Raw genomic sequence first — 25,831 nt, 5'->3', positions numbered from 1 at the left:
GCATGCCGCCCACCCGGGCGGCATGTTCGGGGCGGGGGCCGCCTCGTGCGCCCCGCGCCCGCCACACTGAAGCACTGAAGTCGTCCCCGCTCTTCGTCGTCCGTCGTTCTCCGCAGTCCCCCTGCTCTTCGCTGTCCGTCGCTCTTCGCAGCACCTCGTTCTTCGCTGTCCCTCGTTCTTCGCTGTCCGTCGCTCTTCGCTGCCCCTCGTTCTTCGCCGTCCCTCGCTCTTCGCCGTCCCTCGCTCTTCGCAGCACCCCCGCTCTTCGCTGTCCGTCGCTCTTCGCTGCCCCTCGTTCTTCGCCGTCCCTCGCTCTTCGCAGCACCCCCGCTCTTCGCTGTCCCTCGTTCTTTCCCCGCGCCACGCCGGCAAGCGCGCACCGATTCTCCGATTCCCGCGGCATGCGGTCCCGAACGGCCGCCGCCCGTCCGTCTTGTTTACAGGAGCCTCGCCATGTCGCTCGCCGTGGTGCGCAGTCGCGCGCCCGCCTCCGGCCGCGCGCCGGACGTCACCGTCGAAGTCCATCTCGCCAACGGGCTGCCGTCGTTCTCGATCGTCGGCCTGCCCGATCTGGAAGTCCGCGAAAGCCGCGAGCGCGTCCGTGCCGCGCTGCAGAACTGCGGCTTCGAATTCCCCGTGCGGCGCATCACCGTCAACCTCGCGCCAGCCGACCTGCCGAAGGAGTCGGGGCGGTTCGACCTGCCGATCGCGCTCGGCATCCTCGCCGCGAACGGCCAGATCCCGGCCGACGCGCTGGCTGGCCGCGAATTCGCGGGTGAGCTATCGCTGACGGGCGCGCTGCGGCCGATGCGCGGCGCGTTCGCGATGGCGTGCGGGGTGGCGCGGGACTGGCAGGCCGCGGAATGCGGCGCGGCTTCCGGTTTGCGCTCCGACGCACTTTCCGATTCGGGCAACGGTGGCGGGGGGGCGGGGGGGCGGGTCCGGGTTCGAGCGACACCGCCACGTCGAGCGCCCCCGAGCTGTACCTGCCGCTCGCCAGCGCCGCCGAGGCCGCGCTCGTGCCGGGCGTCACCGTGTTCGGCGCGCCGGACCTGCCCGCGCTGTGCGCACACCTCGCCGGTGCGCAGGACGGGCGGCTCGCGCCAGTTGCGGCGCCGTGCCTCGACGGGCTGCCCGCACCGGCCGCCCCCGATCTCGCCGATGTGGTCGGCCAGCGCGGCGCCCGCCGCGCACTGGAAGTCGCGGCCGCGGGCGGCCATCACATGCTGATGGTCGGGCCGCCGGGGGCCGGCAAGTCGATGCTGGCCGCCCGGCTGCCGGGCCTCCTGCCGCCGCTGACCGACGACGAGGCGCTGACCTCGGCCGCGCTCCTCTCGGCGAGCCGCCTCGGCTTCTCGCCTGCGCAGTGGCGCCGGCGGCCGTTCCGCGCACCGCACCACTCGTCGAGCGCCGCCGCGCTGGTCGGCGGCCGCAACCCGCCGCAACCGGGCGAGATCACGCTCGCGCACCTCGGCGTGCTGTTCCTCGACGAACTCCCGGAATTCGACCGGCACGTGCTCGAAATGCTGCGCGAGCCGCTGGAGGCCGGCCGCATCACGATCTCGCGCGCGGCGCAGCAAGCCGACTTCCCCGCCGCGTGCCAGCTGATCGCCGCGATGAACCCGTGCCCGTGCGGCTGGCACGGCGATCCGTCCGGACGCTGCCGCTGCTCGCCGGACGTCGCCGCGCGCTATCTGCGCAAGCTGTCGGGGCCGCTCGTCGACCGCATCGACATCCAGATCGACCTGCCCGCGCTGTCGCCTGCCGAGCTGACGGCGCGCACGTCGGCGCCCGGCGAGCCGAGCGCGGCGGTGGCGGCGCGGGTCGCGCAAGCGCGTGCGCTGCAACTCCATCGGCAGGGCAAGACGAATCACATGCTGAGTGGCCGCGAGACGGACGACCTGTGCCGCCCGACCGACGAAGGCGAACGGCTGCTGCGCGAGGCCGGCGAGCGCTTCGGCTGGTCGGCGCGCGCGTATTACCGCGTGCTGAAAGTCGCGCGGACGATCGCCGACCTGGCCGGCGACCCGCTGCCGACGGCCGCGCAGATCGCCGAAGCGATCCGCTACCGGCGCGCGCTGACGGCGCTCTGAACGCCCTCGGAGGACAAAATCCGGCTGTCAAGACTTGACTTATGCACAATTTAGCGAATCCGGCCCCGGATCCCGGCTCGGCGGGATCTTTGCAGCACGGAATCCGTATCTCGTTGTTTTAATTGATTTTTCTCAAAATGCGAGTGATCCACCAAACGGGCCGAAAGGCCGTCTGGCGTGGCTCAGCGGGAAATCCGGGCAACTTTTCAACAAAGTTATCCACATGCGCTGTGGATAGCCGAAAAAAACCCGCAAAATCCGACGACTAGCGCCGAAAGCTGCGAATGAACTTTCAGTTGTCACAGAATGTCTGAGCGCCCTCTCCGGCCGCCGTCAGTCGAGCTTGAACGACCCGAAAAACTGGTCGAGCTGCTCCTGCGTGAGCGGCCCGTCGGCAATCACGACGGCCTGGTACGCGTGCCGGCCGCGCGCAACGAGCCGCGCAACGATCGTCTTGGGCGCGCGATCGCCGCCGGCGGCCGCGCCGGCGATGCGCAGCTCGAGCCCGTTCACCGCGCCGCCGGCCGCGAGCGGCACCGGCACCGCAGCCGTCTGCGGCGCGCCTTCGAGGTTGCGGGACAGCCCGGCGCGCAGGAACTCGAGCGCCGCACGGCGCGTGTCGTCGCGGTCGTCCGGCAGCGTCAGCGTGCCGACCGCGAACACCGCACCGTCAACGTGCGCGGCCTGCATCCGCATCGGCATCGATACGCCGCCGATCGCCACCGGCTGATTCTCGACGGTCGGCTTCGCCGGCAGGTCGATCGTGTAGCCGGCATCGTTGTGCAGCGTGCGCCAGTCGTACGACGGCGAGCACGCGGCCAGCGCGACGCTCATGCACGCGAGCGCGGCGAAGTGTCGCAGCGGACGAAAATGGGGGCACAACGAAACGGTGACTTCCTTCGGCATGGCGTGGATCGGGCAGGCAAAACGGGCATTATCCGCCGAACGTGAATTCCGGGATGCGTGGCCGCCGTCGGTGCACTTGCCGCATTCGCGCTAAAATGAGCGCCGAATTTCGATGTCCTTTGCATTGATCCGCGTCATCGACCGACTCCGAGAGCACCAGATGAACACCACGCCTCCCGCCCGGCGCAGCGCCGGCCCCGTCCGCTACATCGTCGCCGCCGCCGTCGTCGCGGCGATCGCCGTCGCCGGCTTCTTCGCATTCAACGGCAAGTCCAGCGTGCCGGACGCCACGTTCACGCTGCTGTCGGGCCAGAAGGTCTCGACTGCAGGCGACCTGAAAGGCAAGGTCTATCTCGTGAACTTCTGGGCGACGAGCTGCGCGACCTGCATGCAGGAAATGCCGCAGATGGTCGATACCTATAATCGCTTCAAGGGTCAGGGGCTGGAATTCGTCGCGGTCGCGATGAACTACGATCCGCCGATGTACGTCGCGAACTACGCGCAGACGCGCCAGTTGCCGTTCAAGGTCGCGCTCGACGACGGCAGCGTCGCGAAGCAGTTCGGCAACGTGCAGCTCACGCCGACGACCTTCGTCGTCGACAAGGACGGCAAGATCCTGAAGCGCTACGTCGGCGCACCGCAGTTCGCGGAACTCGACGCGCTGCTCAAGAAGGCGCTCGACAGCAACGCGGCCTGAGCGCCGCCGCAAGATCCGGCTCGAAGGGCTGCGCGCAGCGCCCTTCCCCGCACGACGGACCGCACGACCGGGCAACCCGGTTCCGCGGTCCGTTTGCTTTTCAGCGCTCGTTTTCGCCTTTCGCCGACAACCCGTAGCGCTTCATCTTCTCGTAAAGCGTCGCCTTGCCGACATGCAGCCGGTCGGCTGTCGCGGCAACCGCGCCACCCGTCTGGTTCAGCGCCTCGGCGATCACCGCGCGCTCGAATTGCTCGATGCGCTCCTTCAGCGTCTGCTCGTTGTCGGCCTCGTCGCCGCTCGCGCCCGTCTCCTGCGGCATGTCGGCCACGCCGAGCACGAAGCGGTCGGCCGCGTTGTGCAGCTCGCGCACGTTGCCGGGCCAGTCACGCTGCATCAGGCTCGCGCGCTGCCGGTCGGTCAGCACCGGCGCGGGCCGCGCGTAACGCACGGCCGCATCGAGCATGAAGTGCTCGAACAGCGGCACGATGTCCTCGCGGCGCTCGGCGAGCGGCGGCAGCGCGATCGTCACGACGTTGAGGCGGTACAGCAGGTCGCGCCGGAACGTGCCGGCCGCGACGAGTTCGCTCATGTCGCCCTTCGCGGCCGCCACCACGCGGCAATTCACGCGGATCGGCTGGTTCGAGCCGAGCCGCTCCAGCACGCCGTCCTGCAGCACGCGCAGCAGCTTCACCTGCAGCGCGAGCGGCATGCTTTCGATTTCATCGAGGAACAGCGTGCCGCCCGACGCGTATTCGAGCTTGCCGACGCGGCGCTTCGCGGCACCGGTGAACGCACCGGGCTCGTAGCCGAACATCTCCGACTCGAACATCGGCTCGGGCAGCGCGCCGCAATTCACCGCGATGAACGGCTTGTCGCGGCGCGGCGACAGCTCGTGCAGGCTGCGCGCGATCAGCTCCTTGCCGGCGCCCGTGTCGCCGTTGATCAGCACCGACGCGTCGGTCGGCGCGACGTTCGCGATCAGCTTGCGCACCTGCTCGATCGCGGGGCTGCGGCCGATGATGCGCGGCGCGACGACGTTCTGCCCGGCCAGCTCGCGCCGCAGCGCGTGGTTCTCGAGCACCAGCTCGCGGCGCTCGAGCGCGCGGCGCACCGTCTCGATCAGGCGCTCGGCCGCGAACGGTTTTTCGATGAAGTCGTAGGCGCCGTCGCGCATCGCCTGCACGGCCATCGAAATGTCGCCGTGCCCCGTGACGAGGATCACGGGCACGTCGGGCACGCGCTCGCGGCACTGCGCGAGCACGTCGAGCCCGCTCGCGCCGGGCAGCCGGATGTCGCTGACGATCGCGCCGGCGGTATCCGCGACGATCGCCTTCTCGGCCGCTTCGGCCGACTCGAAGCCGGCGACGTCGAACCCCGCCAGCTGAAGGCTCTGCACGCTTGCCCGGCGAACGAGCGCATCGTCTTCGATATAGATCACTTGCAGCCGGTTGGCCATCGTACTCACTTGCTCCTGACGGGCCGCGCGGCGGCAGCGCGCGCGGCGTCGTTGATACCGATCGTGCGCCGATCGGGCGGGCGGCGTGGCGCGCCTAGCGCGGCGAGCCCGCCGGCTCGGACACGGAGTCCGGATGATGCGTGCGCGCGCGCCGCAGCGTCAAGACGAACAGCGCGCCGCCCGACGGCGCGTTGCGCGCGGTCAGCGCCCCGCCTGCGTCGCTCGCGATCGACGACGAGATCGCCAGGCCGAGCCCGAGCCCGCGCCCCATTTCCTTGGTCGTGAAGAACGGCTCGAACAGGCGCGGCAGCAGGTCCGGCGCAATGCCGCAGCCGTTGTCGCGCACCTCGACCGCGAGCGTGGCCGACGACACCGCGATCGTCACCTCGATCGCGGGCGCCGCCACGCCGGCAACTGCATCGAGCGCGTTGCCGAGCAGGTTGATCAGCACCTGTTCGAGACGCAGATCCTCGCAACGGGCGACGAGCTCGGGATAGTCGCGCGCCAGGTCGAGCGGCGCATCGTGCGCGGGCGACACGGTCGCGTCCTGCAGCGTCAACGTGAGCGTGACGCCGCGCAGCCGCTCGTCGAGCAGCGACAGCACGCTGCGCAGCGCGCGCACGACGAGCGCCCGCTCGTTGCGCGGCTTCGCGCGGCCGACGAACAGCTTCAGCTGGTTCGTGATCTTGCCCATCCGCTCGGTGAGCGCGGCGATCGCCTCGAGGTTCTCGCGCGCGGCGCCCTGCTCGCCGCGATCGAGCAGCACGCGCGTGTTGTCCGAGAAGCTGCGCAGCGCCGCGAGCGGCTGGTTCAGTTCGTGCGTGATGCCGGCCGCCATCTGGCCGAGCGCGGCGAGCTTGCTCGCCTGGATCAGTTCGTCGTGCGCGGCGCGCAGCTCCTGCTCCGCGCGGATCCGGTCGCCGACTTCCTTCTGCAATTGCTCGTTCGCTTCCGACAGATCGGCCGTGCGCTCCTCGACGCGCCGGTTCAGCTCCGCATACGCCTGCTGCAGCAGCGCGCGGCCGCGGATCATTTCGCGCACGCGCGCGCGGCGCATCCGCCAGTAGAACGCGAGCAGCGCGACCGACACGAAGCCGAAGCCCGTGACGATCGTCGCGTTGCGCGCATCGGCGTCGACGGGCGCGACCGGCGCCAGCGTGACGAGCAGCCAGTCGGGCTCGCCGATCCGCCGCTTGCTCGCGAGGAAGCGCGGCGCACGCAGGCCGGCCCCAAGGCGCACGATCTCCGCATCGGGGCCGAGCACCTGCTCGATGCGCAGCGGCAGCGGCGTGACGGGCTGCTGCGCGTACTGGCGCGTCTCGTAGATCGACGCGGCGACGGGGCCCGTGAGCGGCCGCAGCGTGTGGTACTTCCACGCGGGCACCGACGACAGGAACACGACGCCGTGATCGTCCGCGACGACGAGCGGCTCGGACGCATCGGCGCCCTGGAACCATTCGAGATTGAGCTTCACGACCACGACGCCCGCGATCCTGCCGTCGCGCCACACGGGCTGCGAGATGTAGTAGCCGGGATCGCGCGAGATCGTGCCGATCCCGAAGAAGCGGCCGACCTGGCCGTTCATCGCGTCGAGGAAATACGGGCGGAAGCGGTATTCGATCCCGACGAAGCTTTCGGGTGCGCGCCAGTTGCTGGCGGCGACGCACAAGCCGTCCGCGCCGATCACGTAGGTGACGGTCGCGTGCGCGTGTTCGTTCAGGTCTTCGAGATAGCGGTTGACGCGCGCGGTGTAGTCGGCGCGCTTCGGCTCGGCGAGCAGGTCCTGCACGTACGGATGGCTGCCGAGCAGATAGGGCAGCGTTTCGTAGCGGTCGAGCGTGCTCTTGAGCGCGTTGGTGGTGCGGTCGACGCGCACCGCGGCGTTGCGCTGCAGCTCGGCGACGCCGCGCCGCCAGGTGATCGTCCACGTCAGCGTGCATGCCGCGGCGAGCGCGGCGGCAAGCACGACGAGAATGAGCAGACGGCGCGTCACGGTCGAGGCTTCCTGGCGATGCGGATCGCCTATTGTGTCATAGGCCTCCGCCTCCCCGCCTCGGCCGCCGCGGGCCGTGCGGCCGGCGGGCGGTGCCGCCGCCTGCTCCTTCATGACGTCAGACGCCGGCCGTCTCGGTCGTCGTGACCTCGCCGCCGCCCGTCAACGCCTGGCGCAGCTTGTTGCGGTCGAGCTCCTTCTCCCAGGCCGACACGACGACCGTCGCGACGCCGTTGCCGACGATGTTGGTCAGCGCGCGGCATTCGCTCATGAAGCGGTCGATACCGAGGATCAGCACCATGCCCGACAGCGGGATCGTCGGCACGACGGCCAGCGTCGCGGCGAGCGTGATGAAGCCTGCGCCCGTGACGCCGCTCGCGCCCTTCGACGTCAGCATCGCGACGGCCAGCAGCGTGAGCTGCTGCATCCACGTCAGTTCGATGTTGGTCGCCTGCGCGATGAACAGCACGGCCATCGTCATGTAGATGTTGGTGCCGTCGAGGTTGAACGAATAGCCGGTCGGCACGACGAGGCCGACGACCGAACGCGAGCAGCCGGCCTTCTCGAGCTTTTCCATCAGCTGCGGCAGCGCGGCTTCCGACGAGCTCGTGCCGAGCACGATCAGCAGCTCTTCCTTGATGTACGACACGAAGCGGATGATCGAGAAGCCGGTGAAGCGCGCGATCGTGCCGAGCACGACGAGCACGAACACGACCGACGTCAGGTAGAACGTGCCGATCAGCTTGAGCAGCGGCACCAGCGAGCCGACGCCGTACTTGCCGATCGTGAACGCCATCGCGCCGAACGCGCCGATCGGTGCCAGCTTCGTGACGATGTGCACGATGCCGAACAGCACGCGCGTGAGCCCGTCGATGAAGTCCGTCACGACCTTGCCGCGCTCGCCGAGGTGCGCGAGCACGCTGCCGAACAGCAGCGCGATCAGCAGGATCTGCAGGATCTCGCCCTGCGCGAACGCATCGACCATCGTGTTCGGGATGATGTGCATCAGGAAGTCGACCGTCGACTGCCCGTGTGCCTTCGCCGCGTACGACGCGACGGCCTTGCCGTCGAGCGTCGCCGGATCGATGTTGAAGCCGACGCCCGGACGCAGGATGTGCGTCGCCGCGAGGCCGAGCAGCAGCGCGAAGGTCGACACGATCTCGAAGTACAGCAGCGCCTTGCCGCCGACGCGGCCCACCTTCTTCATGTCCTCCATGCCGGCGATGCCGGTGACGACCGTACAGAAGATGATCGGGCCGATCACCATCTTGATCAGCTTGATGAACCCGTCGCCGAGCGGCTTCATGTCGGTGGCGAGCGCCGGGTAGTAGTGGCCGAGGATCACGCCGACGATGATGGCGAAGATCACCTGCACATAGAGCACTTTGTAGAAGGGTTTCTTCTTCACGATGGTTCCTGCTGAAGTAGATGAGCCGATGGAAACGGCGTCACGCGCGCGGACGAATGTCAGGGGAAGAACCATTCGCCCGCGCGGCTGCCGTGCCGCAACAAGCGATGCCTCAGGACGTCCGGAGGGGAAGGAAGGCAGTGGTCATCGATTGTCTCCTTGCTTGCTGTAGTAGTTCGGCCGGGGGGATGGCCGTGCGCTTTACATTGCAAGGTCGATGCCAGGTTCCCGGAACCCGTCAAACCGTTGTTTTTATTGTATTTCTCATAATGCGGCAGGCAAGGAAATCCGGGATTCCGGATTTCCGGAAAATATCCGTCCGGCGATCCGGACGGATATCCTCATTCATCAGATAAATCAGTGCTGTACGGCGCGGCCGGCGAGCACGCCCGTCTGCGCGTAGAACTCCTGCTGTGCGAACGCGGCACGCTCGCGCCGCGCACGCTCGCCGCGATCCGCGAGCGAGCCGACGACGATCCCGATGAACGCGAGCGGCACCGACACGAGCGCCGGGTTGTCGAGGAACACCGGTGCGTGCGCGTGGTGCAGCACGTCGACCCACACCGACTTCGACAGCACCGTGAGCGCCACCGCCGACACGAGGCCGAGGCCGCCGCCGAGCACCGCGCCGCGCGTCGTCATCCCGCGCCAGAAGATCGACATCGCGAGCACCGGGAAATTCGCGCTCGCGGCCACCGCCGCAACGAGCCCGACCATGAACGCGACGTTCACGTGCTCGAACAGGATCGACAGCCCGATCGCGACCGCCGACAGCACGATCGTCGCCGCGCGCGAGATGCGCATCTCGACGCGCTCGTCGGGTTTGCCGCGCGCCCACATCTGCGCATACAGGTCGTGCGAGATCGTCGTCGCGCCGGCCAGCGTCAGGCCCGCGACCACCGCGAGGATCGTCGCGAACGTGACGGCCGCGATGAAGCCGTAGAACCAGTTCCCGCCGACCGCCTGCGCAAGCTTCACCGCGACCATGTTCGAGCCGCCGAGCAGGTCGTGTGTGAGATTGAACGTGCCGTTCGCGCCGAGCTTGAAGAACTCCGGATGCTGCGCGAGCAGCACGATCGCCGAGAAGCCGATCACGAAGGTCAGCAAATAAAAATAGCCGATGAAGCCGGTCGCATAGAGCACCGACTTGCGTGCCTCCTTCGCGTTCGGCACCGTGAAGAAGCGCATCAGGATGTGCGGAAAGCCGGCCGTGCCGAACATCAGCGCGATGCCGAGCGACAGCGCGTTGGCCGGATCGCGGATCAGCTTGCCGGGGCCCATGATCGACAACGCGCCCGGATGCACGGCCACCGCGCGGCGGAACATCTCGTCGACGCTGAAGCCGAACTCGCCGAGCGCGAGCACGACCAGCACTGTCGCGCCGCACAACAGCAGCACGGCCTTGATCACCTGCACCCAGGTGGTCGCGGTCATCCCGCCGAAGAACACGTACACGACCATCAGGACGCCGACGATCAGCTCGGCCGTGCCGTACGACAGCCCGAACAACAGCTGGATCAGCTTGCCCGCGCCGACCATCTGCACGACGAGGTACAGCACGACGATGGTCAGCGAATTCGCGGACGTCAGCAGCCGGATCGGCCGCTGCGCGAAGCGGTACGCGACGACGTCGACGAACGTGAACTTGCCGAGGTTGCGCAGCGGTTCGGCGATCAGGAACATCACGAACGGCCAGCCGACCAGAAAGCCGATCGAGTAGATCAGCCCGTCGAAGCCGAACATGAACACCATGCCGGACAGCCCGAGGAACGACGCGGCCGACATGTAGTCGCCGGCGATCGCGAGCCCGTTCTGCAGCCCGGTGATGCCGCCGCCGGCCGTGTAGAAGTCGCGCGTCGAGCGCGTGCGGCGCGCGGCCCAGCGCGTGAGCGCGAGCGTCGCGAACACGAACGCGAAGAACATCCCGATCGCGACCGGGTTCAGTTCGACCTTGTCGGGCATCGGGCCCGCGACCGATACCGCGTGTGCGGTGGAGGAAAAGAGAACAAAGGGAATGGCAAGCGCGCCGGGGACGATCGAGGTCAGTCGCATGTCGGCCTCCGTCACGAACGCTGCAGGATCGCGTCGACGCGGCGGTCGAACGCACGGTTCGCGCGCAGCACGTAGCACGCGGTCAGGCTGATCGCGACCAGAATGATCGCAACGCCCGCGGCGATGCCGACCGTCATCGTCGCACCGCGGTACAGCGGCGCGGCGAGCACATGCGGCGCGAGCGCGACGAGCAGGATGAAGCCGTAGTAGGTGGCGATCATCAGCGCCGTCAGCGTGAAGCTGAAGCGGCGCCGCGCACGCACGAGCTGCTGGTAGTCACGGCGCGCCGTGACCGATTCGATGACGGAAAGCTCCATGTTGTCTCCTGTCGACCAGAGTTAGCGCTTTAGCGCTTACTCTGGTCCCATGCTTCGCGGTCGAATGGAGCTAGCGCTTCAGCGCTTGCTCCAGTCCCCGCAGGGCGAACTCCTCGTCGTCGCGAGGTGTGTCTTATGGATGGCCGGCGCGTCGACTGCTCCGCCCGCGCCGCGGCGGCAAAACTCGCGTTACACGATTCGTTCCGCACGCAGCCGCGCGACCTCATCGGCAGACATCCCGAGCCAGCCGCCGAGCACCGCGTCCGTATCCGCGCCGAGCACCGGCGGCGCACCGCGCACCGGCAGCCGCGCGCCGTCGAACCGATACGGCGGCGCAAGCACGTCGACGCCGCCCGCGACCGGGTGCGGCTGCCGCGTGACGAGCCCCGCGCGCGTCGCGCGTTCCGACTTCAGCGCTTCGTGCAGCCCGAGCACTTCGCCGCACGGAATGCCTGCATCGGCGAGCGCCGTGAGCAACGTCGCGCGCGACCGGCTCGCGAGTTCGCGACGAATCTCCGGCAGCAGATCCGCACGGTTCTCCGAACGGCCGAGGTTGGTCTTGTATCTCGCGTCGGCCGCGAGATCGGGCCGCTCGATCGCATCGCAGAAACGCGCGAACTGCGTGTTGTTGCCGACCGTGATCACGAGCGGGCCGTCGGCCGCATCGAACACGCCATACGGCACGATCGACGGATGCGCGTTGCCGTAGCGCGGCGGGTCCTCGCCCATCAGCAGCGCGTCGAGCCCGTAGTACGCGGTGATCATCAGCCCGCAATCGAACAGCGCCATCTCGATGCGCCGCCCGCGCCCCGTCGCATGACGTTCATACAGCGCGGCGAGGATCGCCTGCGCCGAATACATGCCGGTGAACAGGTCGACCGCCGCGACGCCGAACTTCAGCGGCGGCTGGCCGGCTTCACCATTCAGCGCCATCAGCCCGGCCTCGCCCTGCACGACGAGGTCGTAGCCGGGCCGCGCGGCCTCGGCGCCCGAACGGTCGTAGCCGGAGATCGCGCAGTGCACGAGGCGCGGATTCAGCTCGGCCAGCGCGTCGTAGCCGAGCCCCAGCTTTTCCGCGCCCCCGAACTTGAAGTTGTGCAGCACGACGTCGGCCTGCGCGGCCAGCTCGCGCGCGAGCCGCTGCCCTTCGTCGGTCTGCAGGTCGAGACAGATCGAGCGCTTGCTGCGGTTCACGCTGTTGAAGTAGGTCGTCTCGGTGTCACCGATCCTCAGGCCCCAGTCGCGCGTGTCGTCGCCGCGCGCCGGATGTTCGACCTTGATCACTTCCGCGCCGAAATCGGCGAGCACCATCGCGCACCACGGGCCCGCGAGCACACGCGAGAAATCGAGCACCTTCACGCCGGCCAGCGGCAATGCGCGCGATTCGTTCGTCATCCTTGTCTCCTCCATTCGCGTCGTGCGTTTTTACTGTTTCGACAGCGCGATATAGCGCGCGAGATGGTGATCCTCGTCGCCGAGCTGGTGATCGATCATCACGAGGCGCTTCGCGTAGTGCGACAGCGGCAGCTCCCACGTCATCCCGATCCCGCCGTGCAACTGGATGCTCTCCTCGGCGACGAGCGTGCCGATCCGGCCGATCGTGTACTTCGCTGCCGCGAGCGCGCGTTCGCGCACCGCGCGCGGTGCATCGAGCTGCGCGGCTGCGTTGATCACCGCCGAGCGCGCCTGCTCGACTTCGAGCAGCAGGTCGGCCATCCGGTGCTGCAGCGCCTGGAAGCTGCCGATCGGCAAACCGAACTGCTTGCGCGTGCGCAGGTAGTCGAGCGTGTACTCCTTCGCGACGTCCATCGCGCCGAGCGCTTCCGCCGACAGCGCGAGCAGCCCGTAGCCGAGCACGCGTTCGAGCAGCTCGGCGCCCGCTTCACCGTCATGCGCGCCGAGCGCCGCATCGGCCGGCAGCGCGACGCGTTCGAAGCGCACTTCGGCCGCGCGGCCGCCGTCGATCTTCCTGTAGTCGCGCAGCGATACGCCCGGCGCGTCGGCCGGCACGACGAACAGGCCGATGCCGGCCGCATCGTCGTCGTGACCCGACACGCGCGCGCTGACGACGAAGAACGCCGCCTGCGCGGCCTGGTCGACGACACCCTTCGCACCCGTCAGCACCCAGCCATCGCCCGAGCGCTCGGCGCGCGTGCGCACGGTCGTCAGTTCGTAGTGCGAGCCCGGCTCGTCATGCGCGAACGCGGCGCTCGCGCTGCCGTCGATCAGCGCGGCCAGCCGGTCGCGATGCGCGGCGCCGCCAGCGAGCGACAGCGCACGGCCCGCGAGCAGCGCACCGAGGAACGGCTCGACGACGAGCCCGCGCCCGAGGCATTCGAACACCACGGCGATGTCGAAGCCCGCGCCGCCGAACCCGCCATCGGCTTCGGGAAACAGCGCGCCGACCGTACCGAGTTCGGCAAAGCGCTGCCACATCGCGCGATCGAAACCGTCGGCCGACTGCGCGATGCGATCGCGCACCGGGAACGCGTACTGTTCGGCGATGAAGCGGTTCAACGTATCCGCCAGCATCCGGCGGTCTTCTGTGTGCTGGAAATCCATCGTCGCGTCCCTCGTTACAGCCCGAGCATCATCTTCGCGATGATGTTCTTCTGGATCTCGTTCGAGCCGCCGAAGATCGACAGCTTGCGGTTGTTGAAATACTGCTGCGCGGCGCTCGCGGCTTCGTCCGGGCCGACCGGCTCGCCGTCGTAATCGGCATCGAGCGCTTCCTCGACGAACGGCTGCGCATACGGCCCCATCGCGCGGCGCATCAGCGCGGTGATCTCCTGCCGGATCTGCGTGCCGCGGATCTTCAGCATCGAGCTTTCTGCGCCCGGCGCGCCACCGCCCGCGACCGCGGCCAGCACGCGCAGGTTGGTCGTGCGCATGTTCTCGAGTTCGATCTCGACCCGCGCGACGCGCGCCGCGAAGAACGGATCGTCCGCGAGCGGCCGGCCGTTCTTCGTGACCTTCGCTGCAACCGCGCGCAGCCGGTCGAGCGCGGCCGTCGAGAAGCCGATCCCGGCGATGTTGGTGCGCTCGTACGTGAGCAGGTACTTTGCGTAGGTCCAGCCGCGGTTCTCTTCGCCGACGAGGTTTGCCGCCGGCACGCGCACGTCGGTGAAGAACACCTCGTTCACTTCGTGCTCGCCGTCGAGCGTGATGATCGGACGAACCTCGACGCCCGGCGTGTTCATGTCGATCAGCAGGAAGCTGATGCCTTCCTGCTTGCGCACGTCGGTCGCGGTGCGCACGAGGCAGAAGATCATGTTCGCGTAGTGGCCGAGCGTGGTCCACGTCTTCTGGCCGTTCACGAGGTAGTGCTCGCCCTGCGCGTCGATGCCGCGCACCGCGCTCGTCTTCACCGCCGCGAGATCGGATCCGGCGCCCGGCTCCGAGTAGCCCTGGCACCACCAGTCGGTGCCGTCGAGGATGCGCGGCAGCCAGTGGCGCTGCTGTGCCTCGTTGCCGTACTTGATCAGCACGGGCCCGAGCATGTTCACGCCGAACGGCACGATGCGCGGCGCACCCGCGAGCGCGCATTCGTTGTCGAACAGGAACTTCTGCGCAACGCTCCAGCCGGGGCCGCCGTATTCGCGCGGCCAGTGGCTCGCGAGCCAGCCGCGCGCGTTCAGGATCGCGTGCCATTCGCGCATGTCGTCGCGCGTGAGATGCAGGCCGCCCTTCACCTTGCGCGCGATGCGCTCGGGAAGTTCGGCTTGCAGGAAGCGCTGCACTTCCGTGCGGAAGGCTTCCTCTTCGGGAGTGAAATTGAGGTCCATCTTCGGTCCGTGGCGAATGCGGTGGGCGTTCAGTCGATGCGGTTCAGGCTCGCGAAATCCGCGCCGCGCGCGACGAGATCGACGAGCAGCGGCGACGGCTTCCAGAACAGCGGATCTTCCTTCGCGAACGCGCGGATATCGGCGAGCACGTTCGCGAGACCGACCGTGTCCGCGTAATGCATCGGGCCGCCGCGATAACGCGGGAAGCCGTAGCCGTACAGGAACACCGCATCGACATCGAGCGGGCGCAGCGCGATCTTCTCGTGCACGACGTTCGCGCCTTCGTTGATCATCGCGGCCAGGTAACGACGCATGATTTCGTCGTCGGTGAACGTGCGCGGCGTGATGCCCTTCTTCGCGCGCTCTTCCGCGACGATCGCGTCGACTTCCGGGTCCGGCGTGCCGACCCGCGCGCCGTCCGGATACAGGTAGTAGCCGCGCGCCGTCTTCTGGCCGAACCAGCCGCGCTCGCACAGCCGGTCGGAAATCTCGACGTAACGCGCCCGCGGGTCGCGCGTCGCCGCGCGGCGCTTGCGGGTTGCCCAGCCGATGTCGCCGCCCGCGAGGTCGACGACCTGGAACGGCCCCATCGGGAAGCCGAATTCGCGCACCGCGCGATCGATCTGGTACGGCGACGCGCCGTCTTCCATCAGGTAGTCGGCCGCCGTGCGATAGACCGCGAGAATCCGGTTGCCGATGAAGCCGTCGCACACACCGGCGCGCACCGGCGTCTTCTTCAGCTGCTTCGCGAGCGCGAACGCGGTCGCGACGACGTCCGCGCTCACGCGTGCCGGCACGACGATCTCGAGCAGCTTCATCACGTTGGCCGGCGAGAAGAAATGCAGGCCGATCACGTCGGCCGGCCGGTCGATGCTCGCGGCCAGTGCGTCGATGTCGAGATACGACGTGTTGGTCGCGAGCACCGCGCCCGGCTTGCACACGCGCGCGAGTTCTGCGAACACGGCCTGCTTCACGGCCATGTCCTCGAACACGGCCTCGATCACGACGTCGGCCTGCGCGAGCGCGTCGTACGTTGTGCTGCCCTTGAAGCGCGCGAGCCGCGCCGCGTGCGCGGCCGGCGTCATCCGCCCTTTCGCGACGAGGCCGTCGTACACCTTCTCGACGTGCGCACGGCCACGCGCGAGCGATGCTTCGTCGCGTTCGATCATCGTCACCGGCAGCCCGGCGTCGAGCGCCGCGACCGCGATGCCCGCACCCATCGTGCCGCCGCCGACCACGCCGATCCGCTCGACCGGCCGCGCGTTCGCGCGCCGTGCCTCGGGCGCCTTCGCCGCTTCGCGCTCCGCGAAGAACGCGTGCACGAGGCCCGCGCGCTGCGGGCTGTCGATGCACTGCAGGAACAGGCTGCGCTCGAGCTTCATCCCCGCATCGAACGACTGCGTGAGCGCAGCCTCGACCGCGTCGACGATCTTCGCGGGCGAGAACAGGCCGCGCGACTTCTTCGGCAGCTCCGCGCGCGCCGCATCGATCGCGGCCTGCGCGGCCGCGCGGTCGGTGAGCCCCTGCGCATCGCGCGTGCGGCGCACCGGCGCGCCGAGCGATACGAGTTCCTGCGCGTACGCGAGGCCTTCGGCGAGCGTGTCGTCGCTGTGCGCGACGCGGTCGACGAGGCCGAGCGCGAGCGCTTCGTCCGCGCTCACGTGACGGCCCGTCAGCATCAGGTCGAGCGCGGCCTTCGCACCGGTCAGGCGCGGCGCGCGCTGCGTGCCGCCCGCGCCGGGCAGCAGGCCGAGCGTGACTTCGGGCAGCCCGAGCTTCGTGCCGGGCACCGCGAGCCGGTAATGCGCGGCGAGCGCGACTTCGAGACCGCCGCCGAGCGTCGCGCCGTGCAGCGCGACCACGACCGGCTTCGTGCCCGATTCGATCCGCTCGCACACGTCGGGCAACGACGGCGGCACCGGCGGCTTGCCGAATTCGCGGATGTCGGCACCCGCGATGAAGTTGCGGCCGGCGCCGACGATCAGCACCGCGCGGATCGCGTCGTCGGCCTGCGCGGCGTCGAGCGCGTCGGCGAGGCCGCGCCGCACGTCGGCGGACAGCGCGTTGACGGGCGGATGGTCGATCGTGACGACGAGCACCTTGTCGCGCCGCTCGCGCGTGACGGTGCCGGCCGGGCTGGTGGGGGAAGCGGGTGAGTTCATCGTGTCTCCTTGACGCGGCGGCAGGTGCGTCGACGCCGGTTCATGGCTCGCGGCATCGCGAGCGGCGCCGGGGCACCTGCCCCGGTCCCGCACGAAGCGGGACAAGATCCGGCCGTACGCCGGGCATGACCCGATTCTCGATTGATCGAGATTCATTGACAATTCCCTCTCGCTTTTACAAGCTGTCAAGTCTGACTTGACACTGAATGCTTCCAACCGTTAAGCGGGATGGAACAGGAGACGCGACGCATGGACCTGAACGCGCTGACGCTGCTCGTCGAGATCCTCGACGCCGGCAATCTCAGCAAGGCCGCGCAGCGGCTCAAGATGAGCCGCGCGAACGTCAGCTACCGGCTGAACCAGCTCGAGCGCTCGATCGGCCAGCAGCTCGTGCGGCGCACGACACGGCGCATCGAGCCGACCGAAATCGGGCTGAAGCTGTACGAGCACGGCCGGCGCATCCGCAACGAACTGCTGGCCGCGCAGGAATCGGTGACGACGCTCGGCCAGGACCTGCAGGGCCGCGTGCGGCTGTCGGTGCCGAGCGGCTACGGGCAGATGGTGATGTCCGACTGGCTGCTCGCGTTCAAGCGGCTACATCCGGGCATCGTGCTCGACGTCGTGTTCGAGAACCGCGTGGAAGACCTGATGCGCGACGAGATCGACATCGCGGTGCGCGTGATGCCGGAGCCGCCGCAGAACCTCGTCGCACGCGACATGGGCGCGGTGCGCTACGTCGCGTGTGCATCGGCCGCATTCGCGGCCGAGCACGGAATGCCCGCGAGCCTCGGCGCGTTGTCGGCCTCCCCCGTCGTCACCGCGACGGTGATGGGCCGGCAGCTCAGGATCGCCGCATATCTCGGCGACGAGCGCCACGAGGTGCTGCTCGAGCCCACGCTGATTTCGGAGAACTTCCTGTTCCTGCGGCAGGCGATCCTCGGCGGGATCGGCGTCGGCATCGTGCCCGACTACGTGGTGCACGACGACATCCGGCGCGGCACGGTCGTCACGTCGCTCGACGCGTACCGGCTCAGCATCTTCGGCACGCACATGTACATGCTCTACATGCCGAACCGGCACCACACGCGCGCGACGTCGACGTTCATAGAGTTCATCCTCGAACAGGCCGGAAAGACCGGCCGGGGCGGGCCCGGCGCGATGGGTCAGGGTTTCCTGTCGGGTGACAAGCCGCCGGCCGCGCGGCGACAATAGCGCGCCCGGGGCGGGCAGCCACGCTGCGCCGGCACCGTCGCCTCCTTCGAATTCACTGCTGCCGAGGGTTCAATGTTCGACCGGATTCGTCCGCATTCGCGCTCCTGGACGCTGCTCGCCGCCGTCGCGCTCGTCGCGTTCAACGCCGGCTGCACGTCCCCGTCCACGCCGCCGTCGGGCGCGGTGGTGCCCGTCGCCGCCGCATCGGGCGCCGCCGTGCCGCTGCCCGGCCTCCACGCGCCCGAGCTGTCGTCCGGCTGGACCGACAAGCCGGGCTGGACCTCGCAGCACGTGATGATCGCGGCCGCGAACCCGCTCGCGACGCAGGCCGGCTACGACATGCTGAAGGCGGGCGGCACCGCGATCGACGCGGCGATCGCCACGCAGATGGTGCTCGCGCTCGTCGAGCCGCAATCGTCGGGGATCGGCGGCGGCGCGTTCATGCTGTATTTCGACGGCAAGGCAACTCAGGCGTACGACGGACGCGAAACCGCGCCGGCCGCCGCGACCGACCGCCTGTTCTACGGGCCGACCGGCCAGCCGATGAGCTTCTACGAAGGTGTCGTCGGCGGGCGCTCGGTCGGCACGCCGGGCGTGCTGCGCATGCTCGACGCCGCGCACCGCGCGCACGGCAAGCTGCCGTGGCGCCGGCTGTTCCAGCCGGCGATCCGGCTCGCCGAGCACGGCTTCACGATCAGCCCACGGCTCGCGATGCTGATCGCGAACGACAAGTACCTGAAGAACGACCCGGCCGCGCGCGCGTACTTCTACAACCAGGACGGCACGCCGAAGGCGGCCGGCACGGTGCTGAAGAACCCGGCGCTCGCGACCGTGCTGCGCCAGGTCGCCGACCGCGGCGCGAACGCGTTCTACAGCGGCGCGATCGCGCGCGACATCGTCACGAAGGTGCGCAAGCACCCGACCAACCCGGGCCTGCTGTCGCTGCAGGATCTCGCGCGCTACAAGGCGAAGGTGCGCGCGCCGCTGTGCGCCGATTACCGGCGCTCGGTCGTGTGCGGGATGCCGCCGCCGTCGTCGGGCGGCCTCGCGATCGCGCAGATGCTCGGTATCCTCGAAGCGATGCCCGACTGGCAGCAGATCGGCGCGCAGAAGCCGGTGCGCAACGACGTCGGCTACGAGCCGACACCGTTCGCCGCGCATCTGTTCAGCGAAGCCGGGCGCCTCGCGTATGCGGACCGCGCACGCTATGTCGCCGATCCCGATTTCGTGCCGCTGCCGGGCGGCAACTGGGCGAGCCTCACCGACAAGACCTATCTTGCGCAGCGCGCGCACCTGATCGGCGACAGCAGCATGGGCGTCGCGCAGGCCGGCACGCCGCAAGGCGCGACGCTCGCGATGGCCGACGACCGCAGCCCCGAGCTGCCGTCGACGTCCGACATCGCGATCGTCGACCGCTACGGCCAGGCGCTGTCGATGACGACCAGCATCGAGGACGCATTCGGCTCGCGGCTGATGGTGCGCGGCTTCATGCTGAACAACCAGCTCACCGATTTCTCGTTCGTGTCGAACGACAATGGCCGGCCGGTCGCGAACCGCGTGCAGCCGGGCAAGCGGCCGCGCTCGGCGATGTCGCCGGAACTCGTGTTCGACAAGAAGACGAAGCAGGTGACGATGATCGTCGGCTCGGCCGGCGGCCCCGCGATCATCAATCACGTCGCGAAGACGCTGGTCGGCGTGCTCGACTGGGGGATGACGATGCAGCAGGCGATCGCGCTGCCGAACTTCGGGTCGATGAACGGGCCGACGCAGCTCGAACGCGGCCGCGTGTCGGAAGCACTCGCCGACGGGCTGAAGGGCCGCGGGCACGACGTGCAGGTCGTCGAGATGAACTCGGGGCTGCAGGGGATCCAGCGGCTGAACGTGCAGGGGCAGACGGTGTGGTTCGGCGGCGCGGATCCGCGGCGGGAAGGGATCGCGATGGGGGATTGACGGCGATGAGCGGCGCCCCCCGCGCGCCGCTCGACTCGCGGGTGCGATCCGGCAGCGCGATCCGCCTGGCGAACGGGCGCGGAGTGAACCCATGCCGCGCATCCGGCCAGGTTTAAACTGACGGCTTCCGCTACCCGTTCAGAAGCCGCGACATGAACTCGACGACACTCCTGCTGTACGTCATCACGGTATCCGCCGTGACGGTCACGCCAGGCCCCACGATGCTGCTGGCACTGAACAACGGCGCCACGCGCGGCCTGCGCATCGCGGCTTACGGAATCGCCGGCGCCGCGCTGTCGGACCTGATCCTGATCGGTGCGGTCGGATGCGGCCTCGGCGCGATCATGCAAGCGTCGGAGCACCTGTTCGTGATGCTGAAGTGGGCGGGCGCCGTGTATCTGCTGTACCTCGCATGGGCACTCTGGCACGCCCCCGCGACGCTGCCGTCGGCCGATGTCGTGCCAGCCGACGGTGCTCGGAACGGCCGGTCGGCATTCAAGCGTTCGCTGCTGGTCGCGTTGTCCAATCCGAAAGGGCTGCTGTTTTTCTCGGCCTTCCTGCCTCAGTTCATCCAGCCCGAAGCGAACGTCGCAGCCCAGTACGCTACGCTGGCCATCCTCACTGCGACGATCGACGTCCTGTTGATGGCGATCTACGCAGCGAGCGGCTATCACGTGATGAAAGCGATGTCCGGACGCGCGCTGAAATGGCTCAATCGCGGCTGCGCCGGCATGCTGGCCGGACTGGCGGTGGCACTGAGCCTCTATCGTCGCGGCACGACGGCATGACGGCTTGACCCGGTCGCGCCCGTGACGGCCCCGCTGCGCGCCGCACCGCAATGACCGTGCGCAACGGGTCGAACCGGATTCCCTCCCCGGTCGCCCGTCCTGTCCATCGCCACGACGCCCGGGCAATACCCGCGCTTATCCCCGCCCCTTCCACGGCACGATCCGCCGCTCGACCCAGCGCATCGCGAGATCGAACAGCCACGCGATCGCGCCGATGATCAGGATGCCCATCACGACGATATCGGTGCGCAGGAAGCTCGATGCGTTGAGCACCATCTGCCCGAGCCCGGCCGTCGCGGCGACCATCTCGGCCGCGACGAGCGTCGTCCAGCCGAAGCCGATCGCGATCCGCAGCCCGGTGAGGATTTCCGGCAACGCGGCCGGCAGCACGACGTGGCGCACGATCTGCGCGAAACTGCCGCCGAGCGAATACGCGGCGTTGATCTGCTCGACCGTCGCGGCGCGCACGCCGGCGCGCGCGGCCATCGCGATCGGCGCGAAGCACGCGAGGAAGATCACGACGAGCTTCGCCGTTTCATCGATGCCGAACCAGATCACGACGAGCGGCAGGTACGCGAGCGGCGGCAGCGGCCGATAGAACTCCAGCAGCGGATCGAGCACGCCGCGCGCGACGCGGCTCACGCCCATCAGGATGCCAGCCGGCACGCCGATCGCGGTCGCGAGCAGGAATGCGCCGAATACGCGCGCCGCGCTCCACAGCAAGTGCTCGGACAACGGCAGGCCGCCCTGGATGCGGCCATGCCATGCGTCGACGAAGGCCGCCCACACGGCTTCCGGCGCGGGCAGGAACAGCGGCGGCAGCCACTGGCGATGCGTGGCGACCCACCACAGCACGGCCAGCGCGGCGACCGTCGCCGTGCTCAAGGTCGCCGTCTTCCCCTCCCCCGGCAACCGGTAGCGGCGCGACGACGGCGCACGACGCTCGGCCGCCCGAGTGCGCGTGCGATCGCCCTGCTCGACTCCTGCGGCCGTCCCGCCGGCCGTCCACGAATCCTGCGTGCTCATGCTGTCCTGCCTGTGCAAAGTGCTGATCCGACCGCGTCCGACCGACGCGCCCTGTCGCGCGAGTTCGTGCATCACGCGGCCACCTCGGCTGCCTCGGCTGCCTCGTCGCGATGCAGATACGCGATCAGCCGCTCGCGCCACGCGATGAAATCCGGTGACGACTTCACGGCACGCGCATCGCGCGATTCGACGTAGCGGCGCGCGAACGGCAGGTCGAAGGTTTCCGCGATCCGGCCGGGGCCGGGCGTCATCACGACGAGACGCGTCGCGAGGAACAATGCCTCCTCGACATCGTGCGTGATGAAGAACACCGTCTTGCCGGTGCGCGCCCACACGTCGAGCACGAGCGCCTGCATCGTGCCGCGCGTCATCGCATCGAGCGCGCCCATCGGCTCGTCCATCAGCAGCACGCGCGGGTCGCTCGCGAGCGCACGCGCAATGCCGACACGCTGCTGCATCCCGCCCGACAGCTCGTACACGCGTGCATGCGCATGACCGTCGAGCCCGACGAGTGCGAGCATCTCCCGCGCCCGCGCTTCGCGTTCGGCCTTCGACACGCGTGCGAAGCGCAGCCCGAGCGCGACGTTGTCGAGCACGTCGAGCCACGGCAGCAGCGCGTACTTCTGGAACACGACGCCCCGATCGGCGCCGGGGCCCGTGACCGGTACGCCATCGACGCGCACGTCGCCGGTCGTCGGCGCGACGAAGCCGGCCATGCAGTTCAAGAGCGTCGTCTTTCCGCACCCGGACGCGCCGAGCGCGACGACGAATTCACCGGCATCGATGCGCAGGTCGACGCGCGCGAGCGCCTGCGTCGTCGGCCTGCCGCGCTCGCCCGGATAGGCAACCGATACCTGACGGACTTCCAGCGTGCTCATGCTCAGGACTCCGCGATGATCGCCGCGCTCAGCGCGCGGCCTTCTGCACGAACTGCGGATCGACGCCGGCCGAATAATCGGCGAGCACCGTCTGGATCGTGCCTTGCGATTTGAGGAACGTGGCCGTCGCCGCGAGCGACTTCGCGGCACCCGATTGCGCACCGCCGCCGAGCCACGTCGGCGACGCCTGCTCGGCCGGCGTCGGGAATGCGTAGAGCTCGAGGCTGGCCGGCACATCCTGCGCGTTCGCGCCCGATACCTTCGCCACCGCCGCGACCTGCGGCGAGCCGACCTTCCACGCAGCGGCATGCGCGCGGTAGTCGGCGTCCGCAGCCGCGAGCACCTTCACGAAGCGCGTGACGAACTCGGGGTTCTCGCGCGCGAACTTGCGGCTCACGACGAAGCCGTCGAAAGTCGCCTTGCCACTTTCTTTCGCAACCTGGCCCGACGTCGTCAGCACGGTGCCCGACTGCTTGACCTTCGCGAGCACCGGATCCCAGATGTAGGTCGCGTCGATGTCGCCGCGCGCCCACGCGGCCGCGACTTCGGGCGGACGCAGGTTGACGATCTTCACGTCGTTCGGATTGACGCCCGCGGCCTGCAGCGCGACGAGCGTGTGGAAATGCGACGTCGACACGAACGGCACGCCGATCTTCTTGCCCTTCAGCGATGCGACGTTCGTGACGCCCGAGCCGTTGCGCGCGACGAGCGCCTCGGCGTCGTTGATGTTGTCGAGCACCCAGAACAGCGAGATGTCGAGCCCCTGCGACAGCCCGGCCGCGATCGGGCTGGAGCCGGCTTCGCCGAGCTGCACGGAGCCCGACGCGAGCGCGCGGATCACGTCGGCGCCGCTGTCGAGCTTGCGGAACGTGACCTTGTAGCCGGTCGCCTTTTCGACTTCACCGCTCGCCTGCGCATAGCGCCACGGCACCACCATGTCCTGGTACGCGATCACGACTTCGCGCGATTCGGCGTGCGCCGCGCCGAGCGCGGCAAAGGCGGTCAGCGCGACGACGGCGCGGCGGATGAAGCTGAAACGGGACATGCGGCTCTCCTTCGAAATGCGGGCATTGCTGCGGGAGAGCCGACTATAGGAGCTTTGCGCGCGGCGGGAGCGAACTTATCCTGCGAAGCTATCGATGCCGTTTCAGCTTTGCTTTCCACGCTCGACCGGATTGCGTGTCCGGTCCGGTGGCGATTGCCGTGCGAACGCAGGCATGGCGTCCGCGCCAACAAAAAAGCCCGCATCGCTGCGGGCTTTTTCGGGTTCGCCGGAGGACGGCGAAGCAACGGCGCTCAGACCACCCCGGCCCCGTGCGCCTGCAGATCGGCGTGATAGCTCGAACGCACCATCGCGCCGACGGCCGCGTGCGTGAAGCCCATCTTGTACGCCTCTTCCTCGTACATCTTGAACGTATCCGGATGCACGTATGCGCGCACCGGCAGGTGGTGCTCGGACGGCTGCAGGTACTGGCCGATCGTCAGCATGTCGACGTCGTGCGCGCGCAGGTCGCGCATCACCTGCAGGATTTCCTCTTCGGTTTCGCCGAGGCCGACCATCAGGCCCGACTTCGTCGCGACGTCCGGATGCAGCGCCTTGAAGTCCTTCAGGAGCTTCAGCGAGTGCGCATAGTCCGAACCCGGGCGCGCTTCCTTGTACAGGCGCGGCACCGTTTCGAGGTTGTGGTTCATCACGTCCGGCGGCGCGGCGTTCAGGATCGAGATCGCGCGGTCGAGACGGCCGCGGAAGTCCGGCGTCAGGATCTCGATGCGCGTTTCCGGCGACTGCTCGCGCACTTCGCGGATGCACTCGACGAAGTGGCCGGCACCGCCGTCGCGCAGGTCGTCGCGGTCGACGCTCGTGATCACCACGTACTTCAGCTTCAGCGCGCCGATCGTGCGCGCGAGGTTCTTCGGTTCGTCCGGATCCAGCGGATCGGGGCGGCCATGGCCGACGTCGCAGAACGGGCAGCGGCGCGTGCACTTGTCGCCCATGATCATGAACGTCGCGGTGCCCTTGCCGAAGCATTCGCCGATGTTCGGGCAGCTCGCTTCCTCGCACACCGTATGCAGGTTGTGCTCGCGCAGGATCGTCTTGATCTCGTTGAAGCGCGAGCTGCCGGTGGCCGCCTTCACGCGGATCCACTCGGGCTTCTTCAGCTTCTCGATCGGAATGACCTTGATCGGGATGCGCGCCGTCTTCGCCTGTGCCTTCTGCTTGGCGGTCGGATCGTAGGCAGGGGTCGCGGCCGAATCGGCCGGTGCGGGAGAAGCGGTAACGTCAGTCATTCGATTGTTCCAGTGCCTGCGGCTTGTCGGCGGCCGCGGATGCGCCGTCGAGGTTGGCGATCAGACGGCGCACCAGCGTGTGGGCGACGTCGTTCCAGTCGGCGGCAACCTCGAGGCTCGCCATGTCGACAGTTTCCAGTCCGGCATAGCCGCACGGGTTGATCGCAAGAAACGGGCGCAGATCCATTTTCACGTTCAGGCTCAGCCCGTGATAGCTGCAGCCGTTGCGGATCTTCAGGCCGAGGGCCGCGATTTTCGCGCCCTCGTGCACGCCGGATGCCACGTAGATCCCGGGCGCGCCCGCCTTGCGGACCGAAGCGAGATTATACGCCGCAAGGGTTTCGATCACGGCCTCCTCGATCTTCGTCACGAGCGTGCGCACCATCAGCTTGCGCCGGCGCAGGTCCAGCAGCAGGTACGCGACGATCTGGCCGGGGCCGTGGTAAGTGATTTGCCCGCCGCGGTCGACCTTCACGAGCGGCACGCCGCTGTCGGCCACCAGCAGGTGGGCCGGGTCGCCGGCCTGGCCGAGCGTGTAGACGGGCGGGTGCTCGACCAGCCAGATCTCGTCGCCGGTGTCGGTCGTGCGCGTGTCGGTGAACGCGCGCATCGCGTCGAAGCTCGTTTCGTAGGTCTCGACGCCCCGCCAGCGCACGGTGACCGGCGGAGCCGGCTGATCCGGGGACCCGGCGGACGATGCGGAAACGGCAACAGGCGTGGACACGATGGAAACCGGCGAAACGGACATGGGCGGTAGTTTACCGAAAACCCGTGGGTCTCGCCGGCCTTGGAGGGGGACGGATCGCCGGTATCCGTCGG

19 protein-coding genes and 1 pseudogene are annotated in these 25,831 nt (G+C 68.7%); 5 read left to right on the top strand and 15 right to left on the bottom strand.

Going from position 1 to position 25,831, the window contains the following annotated elements; genetic code table 11:
• Nucleotides 1-453 precede the first annotated feature (453 nt).
• Nucleotides 454-2,093, top strand: a pseudogene (locus tag LGN19_RS37715) (YifB family Mg chelatase-like AAA ATPase).
• A gap of 333 nt (nucleotides 2,094-2,426) precedes the next feature.
• On the opposite strand, the gene LGN19_RS37710 reads toward LGN19_RS37715, so the two are convergent.
• A complete protein-coding gene (locus LGN19_RS37710; protein ID WP_226220039.1) occupies nucleotides 2,427-2,999 on the bottom strand; it encodes a hypothetical protein in 573 nt (190 codons plus the stop codon).
• A gap of 160 nt (nucleotides 3,000-3,159) precedes the next feature.
• On the opposite strand from LGN19_RS37710, the gene LGN19_RS37705 reads away from it, so the two are divergent.
• Nucleotides 3,160-3,696, top strand: a complete 537-nt coding sequence (locus LGN19_RS37705; RefSeq protein ID WP_124819691.1) for a TlpA disulfide reductase family protein — start codon at nucleotides 3,160-3,162, stop codon at nucleotides 3,694-3,696.
• Between the two features lie 100 nt (nucleotides 3,697-3,796).
• Here LGN19_RS37705 and LGN19_RS37700 read toward each other — a convergent pair whose 3' ends face one another.
• The 9 genes from LGN19_RS37700 to LGN19_RS37660 form a co-directional block, all read right to left on the bottom strand.
• Nucleotides 3,797-5,152, bottom strand: a complete 1,356-nt coding sequence (locus LGN19_RS37700; RefSeq protein WP_122946346.1) for a sigma-54-dependent transcriptional regulator — start codon at nucleotides 5,150-5,152, stop codon at nucleotides 3,797-3,799.
• A 94-nt stretch (nucleotides 5,153-5,246) separates the two neighbouring features.
• Complete coding sequence (locus LGN19_RS37695) at nucleotides 5,247-7,259, bottom strand: sensor histidine kinase (RefSeq protein WP_226220038.1); 2,013 nt, start codon at nucleotides 7,257-7,259, stop codon at nucleotides 5,247-5,249.
• A 4-nt stretch (nucleotides 7,260-7,263) separates the two neighbouring features.
• A complete protein-coding gene (locus LGN19_RS37690; protein WP_011353316.1) occupies nucleotides 7,264-8,553 on the bottom strand; it encodes a dicarboxylate/amino acid:cation symporter in 1,290 nt (429 codons plus the stop codon).
• Between the two features lie 357 nt (nucleotides 8,554-8,910).
• A complete protein-coding gene (locus tag LGN19_RS37685) occupies nucleotides 8,911-10,605 on the bottom strand; it encodes a cation acetate symporter (RefSeq protein WP_226220037.1) in 1,695 nt (564 codons plus the stop codon).
• A gap of 11 nt (nucleotides 10,606-10,616) precedes the next feature.
• On the bottom strand, nucleotides 10,617-10,922 hold the full coding sequence (locus LGN19_RS37680) for a DUF485 domain-containing protein (RefSeq protein WP_039346261.1): 306 nt from the start codon (nucleotides 10,920-10,922) through the stop codon (nucleotides 10,617-10,619).
• 189 nt (nucleotides 10,923-11,111) lie between these two features.
• The gene (locus LGN19_RS37675; protein WP_174962764.1) at nucleotides 11,112-12,317 is read right to left on the bottom strand and encodes a CaiB/BaiF CoA transferase family protein; all 1,206 of its coding nucleotides are present in this window, start codon (nucleotides 12,315-12,317) and stop codon (nucleotides 11,112-11,114) included.
• Between the two features lie 30 nt (nucleotides 12,318-12,347).
• On the bottom strand, nucleotides 12,348-13,484 hold the full coding sequence (locus tag LGN19_RS37670; protein ID WP_226220036.1) for an acyl-CoA dehydrogenase family protein: 1,137 nt from the start codon (nucleotides 13,482-13,484) through the stop codon (nucleotides 12,348-12,350).
• Nucleotides 13,485-13,498: 14 nt separating this feature from the next.
• Nucleotides 13,499-14,707, bottom strand: coding sequence for an acyl-CoA dehydrogenase family protein (locus LGN19_RS37665; protein ID WP_175223286.1), 1,209 nt, complete (start codon nucleotides 14,705-14,707; stop codon nucleotides 13,499-13,501).
• Nucleotides 14,708-14,736: 29 nt separating this feature from the next.
• Nucleotides 14,737-16,869 (bottom strand): 3-hydroxyacyl-CoA dehydrogenase NAD-binding domain-containing protein, encoded by a 2,133-nt coding sequence (locus LGN19_RS37660; protein ID WP_226220035.1) that lies wholly within the window; start codon nucleotides 16,867-16,869, stop codon nucleotides 14,737-14,739.
• A gap of 249 nt (nucleotides 16,870-17,118) precedes the next feature.
• On the opposite strand from LGN19_RS37660, the gene LGN19_RS37655 reads away from it, so the two are divergent.
• The 3 genes from LGN19_RS37655 to LGN19_RS37645 all read left to right on the top strand — a co-directional run bounded on the left by LGN19_RS37655 (nucleotide 17,119) and on the right by LGN19_RS37645 (nucleotide 20,819).
• On the top strand, nucleotides 17,119-18,081 hold the full coding sequence (locus tag LGN19_RS37655; RefSeq protein WP_175223284.1) for a LysR family transcriptional regulator: 963 nt from the start codon (nucleotides 17,119-17,121) through the stop codon (nucleotides 18,079-18,081).
• A 72-nt stretch (nucleotides 18,082-18,153) separates the two neighbouring features.
• Nucleotides 18,154-20,031 carry a gamma-glutamyltransferase gene (gene ggt, locus LGN19_RS37650; RefSeq protein ID WP_226220034.1) on the top strand — a complete coding sequence of 626 codons (1,878 nt, stop codon included), beginning with the start codon at nucleotides 18,154-18,156 and terminating at the stop codon, nucleotides 20,029-20,031.
• Between the two features lie 152 nt (nucleotides 20,032-20,183).
• Complete coding sequence (locus LGN19_RS37645; RefSeq protein WP_175223282.1) at nucleotides 20,184-20,819, top strand: LysE family translocator; 636 nt, start codon at nucleotides 20,184-20,186, stop codon at nucleotides 20,817-20,819.
• Nucleotides 20,820-20,954: 135 nt separating this feature from the next.
• Here LGN19_RS37645 and LGN19_RS37640 read toward each other — a convergent pair whose 3' ends face one another.
• The 5 genes from LGN19_RS37640 to lipB form a co-directional block, all read right to left on the bottom strand.
• Complete coding sequence (locus LGN19_RS37640) at nucleotides 20,955-21,917, bottom strand: ABC transporter permease subunit (RefSeq protein ID WP_226220041.1); 963 nt, start codon at nucleotides 21,915-21,917, stop codon at nucleotides 20,955-20,957.
• The gene (locus tag LGN19_RS37635; protein WP_226220033.1) at nucleotides 21,917-22,723 is read right to left on the bottom strand and encodes a taurine ABC transporter ATP-binding protein; all 807 of its coding nucleotides are present in this window, start codon (nucleotides 22,721-22,723) and stop codon (nucleotides 21,917-21,919) included. The genes LGN19_RS37640 and LGN19_RS37635 overlap by 1 nt, the downstream gene beginning before the upstream one ends.
• A 28-nt stretch (nucleotides 22,724-22,751) precedes the next feature.
• Nucleotides 22,752-23,768 carry a taurine ABC transporter substrate-binding protein gene (gene tauA, locus LGN19_RS37630; protein WP_226220032.1) on the bottom strand — a complete coding sequence of 339 codons (1,017 nt, stop codon included), beginning with the start codon at nucleotides 23,766-23,768 and terminating at the stop codon, nucleotides 22,752-22,754.
• Nucleotides 23,769-24,019: 251 nt separating this feature from the next.
• On the bottom strand, nucleotides 24,020-25,012 hold the full coding sequence (lipA, locus tag LGN19_RS37625; protein ID WP_039346279.1) for a lipoyl synthase: 993 nt from the start codon (nucleotides 25,010-25,012) through the stop codon (nucleotides 24,020-24,022).
• Nucleotides 25,005-25,760, bottom strand: coding sequence for a lipoyl(octanoyl) transferase LipB (gene lipB, locus LGN19_RS37620; protein ID WP_226220040.1), 756 nt, complete (start codon nucleotides 25,758-25,760; stop codon nucleotides 25,005-25,007). Before lipB ends, lipA begins: the two co-directional genes overlap by 8 nt.
• Between the last annotated feature and the right edge of the window lie 71 nt (nucleotides 25,761-25,831).

The sequence above is a fragment of the Burkholderia sp. AU30198 genome (assembly GCF_020419825.1).
Lineage (GTDB): Bacteria > Pseudomonadota > Gammaproteobacteria > Burkholderiales > Burkholderiaceae > Burkholderia.
This window is presented reverse-complemented; position numbering and strand designations above follow the sequence as displayed.